Below are 6,668 nucleotides of genomic sequence, written 5' to 3' on the forward strand. Positions count from 1 at the left end.
AGAGCATCACTGCAAGGAGGATGATCTCCGGACTGCTGTGGAAATACTTGAACGGGTCGCGTTTCGTCATGGCCGGAGGCTACGAGGCCGTCCTGCCCGTCTCAACCAGATTCCTTCTGACAGCGCCGGTTGATCCGTTCTCGTAGTGTCAGGACGGTCTCGGCTCGGCCGATGTTGATGACGTGACCGCCCCTGATGGAGACAGCGCCGCGTGGAAACCTTAAGTAGCCGCGGCCCGAGTTTCATCGCGCGCCGCGACGGGAGGAGCGTAGCCGCCACGCCGCGACGTTTGCAGATTCAGTCGGACCATCGCCTCGCACAACGCGACAGCGGCCACCACTCCATCGATCACCGGCAGCCCGTGTTCGGCGGACAAGGATGCCGCAAAGTCGGCCATGCCGGCGCAGCCAAGAACAATGGCCTCGGCCCTGTCCTCGGCGATCGCGCGGCCGACCTCGGCGCTGATCCGGCCGCAGGCATCCGACCCGGGACGCTCCAGTTCCAGCACCGGCACATCCGAGGCACGCACCCGCGCGCAGCGCGCGGCGAGCCCGTAGCGGGTGAGGTTGTGTTCGAGCGCCGGCACCGATCGCGCGAGCGTCGTGACCACTGAGAACCTGTTCGAGAGCATCGAGGCCATGTGATAGGCGGCCTCGCCGATGCCGATCACCGGACGGTCGGTCAGGCAGCGGGCGGCGTCGAGGCCGGTGTCGTCGAAGCAAGCGATGACGACCGCGTCGAAGTCGACGGTGCCGCTAATGATCTCGAGCAGGCCCGGAACGCACATCGCCTCATCGTAATAGCCTTCGATCGCCGCTGGCCCTTCCTTGGGATTGACCGCGAGAATCTCGGTTCCGGGCGATGCCACACGCCGGGCGGCCGCGCCGATCTTGTCGGTCATGTGCCGCGTTGAATTGGGGTTCACTACGAGTATGCGCATCATGCCACCTACAGTTCTCCGCCGAGATAGGCGGCCTTGATCCGGTCGTCGCCCATCAGCTCCTTGCTTTCGCCAGAAAGGGCCACCGCACCGGTTGAAAGGGCATAAGCACGGTTCGAGATCGAGAGCGCCATGCGTGAGTTCTGTTCGACCAGAAGCACACTCACCCCCTCGTCGCGGCTGATCGCGACGATGGCGCGGGCGATGTCCTGCACGAGTTTCGGCGCGATGCCGAGCGAGGGTTCGTCGAGGAGCAGCAGCCGGGGTTTCGCCATCAGCGCCCGGCCGATCACCATCATCTGCTGCTCGCCGCCCGAGAGCGTTCCCGCCTGCTGGCCGAAGCGTTCCTTCAGCCGCGGAAAGCGTTCCAGTACGCTGTCGAGCGTCTGCTGGATCTCGATCTTGTCGGATCGGGTGAATGCCCCCATCAGGAGGTTGTCCTTCACCGACATGTAGGGAAAGACCCGCCGTCCCTCGGGCACCATGGCGATGCCGCGCCGCACGATCTCGGCCGCCGATGTGCCGTCGAGCCGGTCGCCCATGTAATGGATCTCGCCCGAATGAATCTTTCTCAGACCGGTGATCGCGCGCAGGATCGAGGACTTGCCGGCCCCGTTCGCGCCGATCAGCGCGACGGTTTCGCCCTCGTTCAGCTCGATCGACACGCCCTTCAGCGCATAGACGTGATCGTAGTAAAGCTCGACGTTCTGGAAGTTCAGCATCTGGGTCATGGCCTACATCCCGATCGCATCGTCTTCGCTGCCGAGATAGGCCTCGATGACTTTTTCGTTGGACTGGATCTCGGCCGGTGTTCCCTCGGCGATCTTCTCGCCGAAGTTGATCACCACGATCCGGTCGGAGATCTTCATCACGGCGGGCATGTCGTGTTCGACGAGAAGCACGGTGACTCCGCGTTCATCCCTGAGCCGGCGCACCAGCGACACCATTCGCATCGTCTCGTCGTGGTTCATGCCGGCGAAGGGTTCGTCGAGGAGGAGCACGGTCGGATTGGTCGCGAGACCGATCGCCATCCCGAGCGCCCTGAGGTGGCCCTGCGGCAGGTTCGAGGCGAGTTCGTCGCGGATCGCGTCCATGCCGAGAAACCCGATGATCTCATCGGCGGAGACGCCGAACTCCGCCTCGTCGGACCGCGCCTGCGACGTGCCGAGGAAAAACCCCAGAAGCGAGGCCTTGGAGCGCAGGTGATGCGCCACGACGACATTTTCGCGCACGGTCATCGAGCGGAAGATCGTGGTTTCCTGGAAGGTCCTGACCACCCCCATCCGGGCCACCTTGTGCGGCGCGAGGTTGGAGATGCGCTGCCCCTTGAACAGCACCTCGCCCGACGAGGTCCTGAGGAACGAGGCGATCAGCTTGAAGAGAGTGGACTTGCCCGCACCGTTCGGCCCGATGACCGAGAGGATCTCTCCCTCGGCCACGTCGAAGGAGATGCTGTTGTTCGCGGTGAGCCCGCCGAAGCGCTTGGTCACCCCCTTGACTTGAAGGATCGGGGTCATTTGCGCCCTCCCTTGCGTTCGAACAGGCTCAGCACGCCGTTGGGCAGGAAGAGCATGAGGATGATCAGAAGCGACGAGTAGATCAGCAGCTGGTATCGGCCGGTGGTGAAGAGAAGATCCCAGCCGAAGTAGAGCAGGAGCGTGCCGAGCATCGGGCCGAAGACGTAGCCGAGGCCGCCGAGGAAGCAGTTCAGCATGAAGTTCACGCTGTCGGCGACCTGGAAGGACGAGGGGTAGATCGACTGCGAGATGGCGACGAACATCGCCCCGGCGATGCCGCCGAAGAAGGACGAGATCGAATAGGCGAGGACCCGCAGGTAGGCCGTGTTGACGCCGATCGAGGCCGACAGTTCCTCGTTCTGCTGGAGCGAGCGGCAAAGGTGGCCGAGGCGAGAGTTCACGATGCGGTAAAGCGCCGCGAAGCAGATCACCATCAGGAGCACCGCGACGAGGTAGAAGGCGAGTTTCGGGTTGGCCAGCGTCGCGAAATCCGGGATCAGCGTAAGGCCGAAGACCGAGACCTCCCCCGGCAGCGGGATCGAGGTGATGCCCTTCGCCCCGTTCGTCACCGGCAGAGCCAGCGCCGAGAGCCGCCCGACCTCGGTCAGGACAAGCGTGACCATCGCGAAGTAGACGCCGCGTAGACGCAGGATCGGCAGCCCGATCAGGACAGACAGGGCGGCGCAGAAAAGTCCCGCGAGTGGTAGTGTCGCCCAGAAGCTGAAGCCTGCCTTGGTCATCAGGATCGCCGAGACATAGCCGCCGGCCAGCGCATAAGCGCCCTGCCCGATATTGATGCGGCCGATGTAGAAGGTCAGCCAGACACCCGCCGAGGCGACCGAGAGGAGCGCGACCGAGGTCAGCGTGTAGTAGAAGTCCCACCGTCCGCTGACCGAGATGAGCCAGGGCACGATCACGAAGACCGCGATCAGGAAGGCACCGACGCCAACGAGTTTTTGCGTGTTCATGTGCTCAGCCCCACGGTTTGCCCATCAGGCCCTGCGGTCGGATGGCGAGGAAGACCATCAGCGAGGCGAAGATCACGAGATAGGTGATGTCGCCGTAGGCCGCGAGCAGCGTGAGCCCGATGCTTTCCATCATGCCCAGGATGAACCCCCCGGCGATGGCGCCCGAGATGACGCCGGCGCCGCCGATCATGATCATCATGAAAGCCTTGATCGAGGTCGGGCCGCCCATGCCGAGGTTGATGCCCGTTATCGTCACCAGGAGGCCGCCGACAAGGCCCGCGAGCATGGCGCCGAGGGCGAAGCCCAGCATCGAGTAGCGCTTCACGTCCACCCCCATGAGTTCGGCCGCCATGCGGTCCTGCGCCAGCGCCCGCATCGCGCGGCCGGCCTTGGTGTATTGCATGAAGAGGATGAAGCTCGCGATCATGGCGATGGCCAGCACCCCGATCAGGATGCGGTCATAGGGCATGATGATGCGGAAGTCCCAGTTGAACACTCCGTTCACGATCTTCGGCACACCGCGCTGCTTTTCCCCGAAGACAAGCAGGATCACCGCGTCGAGGAAAAAGGCGATGCCGGCGGCGAGCAGCATCGTCGATTCCTCGCGCTTCGATTTCCGGATCACCGGCGCGAAGAGGAACTTCTCCACCGCCGCGCCGACCGCCGCGAGGATCACGGCCGACGCCAGGAGCCCTACAATGAACGGCAACCCGAATTGCGCGACGATCGTGTAGGTGACAAAACCGCCCAGCACATACATCTGGCCGTGCGCAAAGTTCAGCACGTTCATCAGTGAGAAGATGAGCGTTAGCCCGAGCGCAATAAGGGCGTATTGGGCGCCGAGATATAGCCCATTGGCGATGATCTGTTCCATGGATGTCCTCGGATAGGATGGGGTCCGGCGGGATTTGGGAGGGCCGGACCCCGAGTGAGACTGCGTTCGGCGGGCGTCAGTCGACCTGCGCCACGAACAGCGTCTCGAACGCACCGTCCTTGAAGACGTTCACAACGAGCGGCACCGAGACCTGCCGCTTCTGTCCGAACGAGGTGGTGCCGACATAGCTCAGCTTCGCGTCGCCGACCATGTAGGGGTTCGGCGCCTCGAACGTGTCCATCGTCGTCTTGAATGCCTCGACGTCGGTCATCGCCGCGGGGTTCGCCTTGATGGTCTCGAGGATGTATTCGAGCGCGTAGACCTTGGTGTTCGACTCGTCGTTGTATTCCCCGAACTTCTGGGTGTAGCGGTCAACGAATTCGCGCATCTGATCGGAGGCGAGTTCCGGAGTGGAGGCGCCGCCCACCGAGATGAAGCCGTTCGCCAACTCACCCGCGCCTTCCTGAAGCACGGTCGCGTCTTGCGCCGTCTCGGTCGAGATCAGGCCCTCGTAGCCAAGCTCGCGGGCCGAGCGGATGAGTTGCGGCGCGTTCGCCGGCGAAACGCCAGACAGCACCAGAAGATCGGGCTGGGTTTGGATCACCGGCAGGAGGACCGGCGTGAAGTCCGTGGTGTCGACCTGATAGGTCACGCTGTCCGAGACGACTTCGAGTCCGAGCGTCTTGGCGGCCTCGACGCCGCCATCACGCTGGCTGAGCGGGTCGGATTCGTTCGCGGCCACGAAGGCCACCTTCTTCACCCCGTTGTTTTCCATCAGGTGCTTGTAGATCGCCGGACCCGACTGGTAGTTAGCGACCATGCCGAGCACCGCGTTCGAAGCAGGGGCGGTATAGAGCTCCTTCGGGAAAGCGTAGGGGAAATACATGATCCCGTTCTGCTCGGCGACCGGGCGGACGGCGGCCGCGCCGTCATCGACGTTCGGACCGACGACATAGTGGATGCCTTCCTGCGCCATCTTCTCCATGCCCGCGATCGCGCGCTTGGGGTCCTTCTGGTCGTCGAAGGCGACGATCTCGATGTCATATTTCGTGCCGTCGATCTCGTACCCGCCAAGCTCGTTCAGCCAGTCCGCGCGGGTCTCCATGGAGCGCTGGTTCGAAATGCCCCAGGCGGCGGCAGGACCGGAGGTCACGCCGACGAAGCCGATCTTCAGAACCGGATTCTCGGCCTGGGCCATGCCGAAGAACGACAGGCTGGCCACGGCGCCGAGCGCGGTCGACTTGAGAAGAGTGCGTCTGTTCATCTGATATCTCCCTGGATGCCATTCGATTCGTTTCTGGTGCTCCGCTGCGTCAGAGCTCGTGCGGCAATCGTATTCAGCATGATTGTTAACAATCATGTCAACAAATAATTGGCATTCCTGTCTGCAAACATATAGCCTTGTTGAAGACAGGGCGGGCTTATATCTATTGCCGAAGCCCTCCAGAGCACTGAACAGTCACCGCCATGACGCTAGCCGGCCCGAACAAGGAACAGCTCTCGACCGCTGAAGAGGTGGCCGAGGAGCAGATCGTGGATCGCATCTTCGAAGCGGTCATCGAGCAGCGCCTTCCGGCCGGGACGAAACTCTCCGAATCCGCACTCTGCCAGGCATTCGGCGTCGGCCGAATGCGCATTCGTCGCAGTCTGCTGCTTCTAGCCAGCCGCGAGGTTGTCGAGCTGCACTCCAATCGCGGTGCCTTCGTCGCGCGACCTACGGCGGAACAAGCGCGCGAGGTGTTCGAGGCGCGGCTGGCGATCGAGCCCAATGTCGCGCGCATGGCGGCCAACCGCGCGACCGGAGAGGATATCGCGGCTCTTGCGCGGCACCTCGAGCTGGAATCGCACGCCCATACCAATGGCAACCGCCGCGACGCGATCCGCTTGTCCGGTCAGTTTCACACGATGCTCGCCGAGGTCGCGGGGAACAGCGTGATGCTACGCATGATCAAGGAACTGGTCACGCGCACGTCGCTCATCATCGGCATCTACGGCGCACCGGGCGTCACCAATTGCCGCGACGACGACCATGCGGACTTGATCGACGCCCTAAGAAAGTCCGACGCGGAACAAGCTTCGAAAATCATGGAAGCGCATCTCCGTCATATCGAAGAGCGGGTCGATCTGAAGGCCGGTCCCGGTACCGGCGTCGATCTTATCTCCGTGTTTTGCGGAACCGGCAAGCGCGGCTCATAGTCCGAGCCACCGTTTGGGTGCTGGCAGGGGTGCTGGCAGACCAATTGAACCCGTCTCCACAAGGGCAGGATCGCTGTCCCTTATGCTGCGCCGAGGCCGCGCCACTCGGCGAGAGCGGCGGCGCGGTTGAGCTTGAAGTTTTGTCGCGAGTAGAGGTGGCGTTCCTGACTGAA

The 6,668-nt window shown here is 63.1% G+C and carries 7 protein-coding genes and 1 pseudogene; 1 reads left to right on the plus strand and 7 read right to left on the minus strand.

The window, feature by feature from the left end:
- Positions 1–220: 220 nt before the first annotated feature.
- From OEZ60_RS21755 to OEZ60_RS21780, 6 genes are all read right to left on the minus strand, one after another.
- Positions 221–940 carry an aspartate/glutamate racemase family protein gene (locus OEZ60_RS21755; RefSeq protein ID WP_263340916.1) on the minus strand — a complete coding sequence of 240 codons (720 nt, stop codon included), beginning with the start codon at positions 938–940 and terminating at the stop codon, positions 221–223.
- Positions 941–948: 8 nt separating this feature from the next.
- Positions 949–1,671, minus strand: coding sequence for an ABC transporter ATP-binding protein (locus OEZ60_RS21760; RefSeq protein WP_263340917.1), 723 nt, complete (start codon positions 1,669–1,671; stop codon positions 949–951).
- Between the two features lie 3 nt (positions 1,672–1,674).
- Positions 1,675–2,457: an ABC transporter ATP-binding protein gene (locus OEZ60_RS21765; protein WP_263340918.1), complete on the minus strand. Its 783-nt coding sequence runs from the start codon at positions 2,455–2,457 to the stop codon at positions 1,675–1,677.
- Complete coding sequence (locus OEZ60_RS21770; protein WP_263340919.1) at positions 2,454–3,425, minus strand: branched-chain amino acid ABC transporter permease; 972 nt, start codon at positions 3,423–3,425, stop codon at positions 2,454–2,456. The genes OEZ60_RS21765 and OEZ60_RS21770 overlap by 4 nt, the downstream gene beginning before the upstream one ends.
- A gap of 4 nt (positions 3,426–3,429) precedes the next feature.
- Complete coding sequence (locus OEZ60_RS21775) at positions 3,430–4,299, minus strand: branched-chain amino acid ABC transporter permease (RefSeq protein WP_263340920.1); 870 nt, start codon at positions 4,297–4,299, stop codon at positions 3,430–3,432.
- Between the two features lie 76 nt (positions 4,300–4,375).
- Positions 4,376–5,563 (minus strand): ABC transporter substrate-binding protein, encoded by a 1,188-nt coding sequence (locus OEZ60_RS21780; RefSeq protein ID WP_263340921.1) that lies wholly within the window; start codon positions 5,561–5,563, stop codon positions 4,376–4,378.
- Positions 5,564–5,766: 203 nt separating this feature from the next.
- Between OEZ60_RS21780 and OEZ60_RS21785 the strand changes: the two genes are divergently transcribed.
- The gene (locus tag OEZ60_RS21785) at positions 5,767–6,495 is read left to right on the plus strand and encodes a GntR family transcriptional regulator (RefSeq protein WP_263340922.1); all 729 of its coding nucleotides are present in this window, start codon (positions 5,767–5,769) and stop codon (positions 6,493–6,495) included.
- 80 nt (positions 6,496–6,575) lie between these two features.
- Here OEZ60_RS21785 and OEZ60_RS21790 read toward each other — a convergent pair.
- A pseudogene (locus tag OEZ60_RS21790) lies at positions 6,576–6,668 on the minus strand (IS6 family transposase); the annotation flags it as partial.

It is taken from the genome of Albidovulum salinarum (genome assembly GCF_025673475.1).
In the GTDB taxonomy this organism is placed as follows: domain Bacteria; phylum Pseudomonadota; class Alphaproteobacteria; order Rhodobacterales; family Rhodobacteraceae; genus Albidovulum; species Albidovulum salinarum.

What these genes read in the sequence shown, in the direction of transcription:
- OEZ60_RS21770 (WP_263340919.1), bottom strand. Translation starts at nt 3,425, where the DNA reads ATGAACACGCAAAAACTCGTTGGCGTCGGTGCCTTCCTGATCGCGGTC.
- OEZ60_RS21780 (WP_263340921.1), bottom strand. Translation starts at nt 5,563, where the DNA reads ATGAACAGACGCACTCTTCTCAAGTCGACCGCGCTCGGCGCCGTGGCC.
- OEZ60_RS21785 (WP_263340922.1), top strand. Translation starts at nt 5,767, where the DNA reads ATGACGCTAGCCGGCCCGAACAAGGAACAGCTCTCGACCGCTGAAGAG.
- OEZ60_RS21760 (WP_263340917.1), bottom strand. Translation starts at nt 1,671, where the DNA reads ATGACCCAGATGCTGAACTTCCAGAACGTCGAGCTTTACTACGATCAC.
- OEZ60_RS21755 (WP_263340916.1), bottom strand. Translation starts at nt 940, where the DNA reads ATGCGCATACTCGTAGTGAACCCCAATTCAACGCGGCACATGACCGAC.
- OEZ60_RS21765 (WP_263340918.1), bottom strand. Translation starts at nt 2,457, where the DNA reads ATGACCCCGATCCTTCAAGTCAAGGGGGTGACCAAGCGCTTCGGCGGG.
- OEZ60_RS21775 (WP_263340920.1), bottom strand. Translation starts at nt 4,299, where the DNA reads ATGGAACAGATCATCGCCAATGGGCTATATCTCGGCGCCCAATACGCC.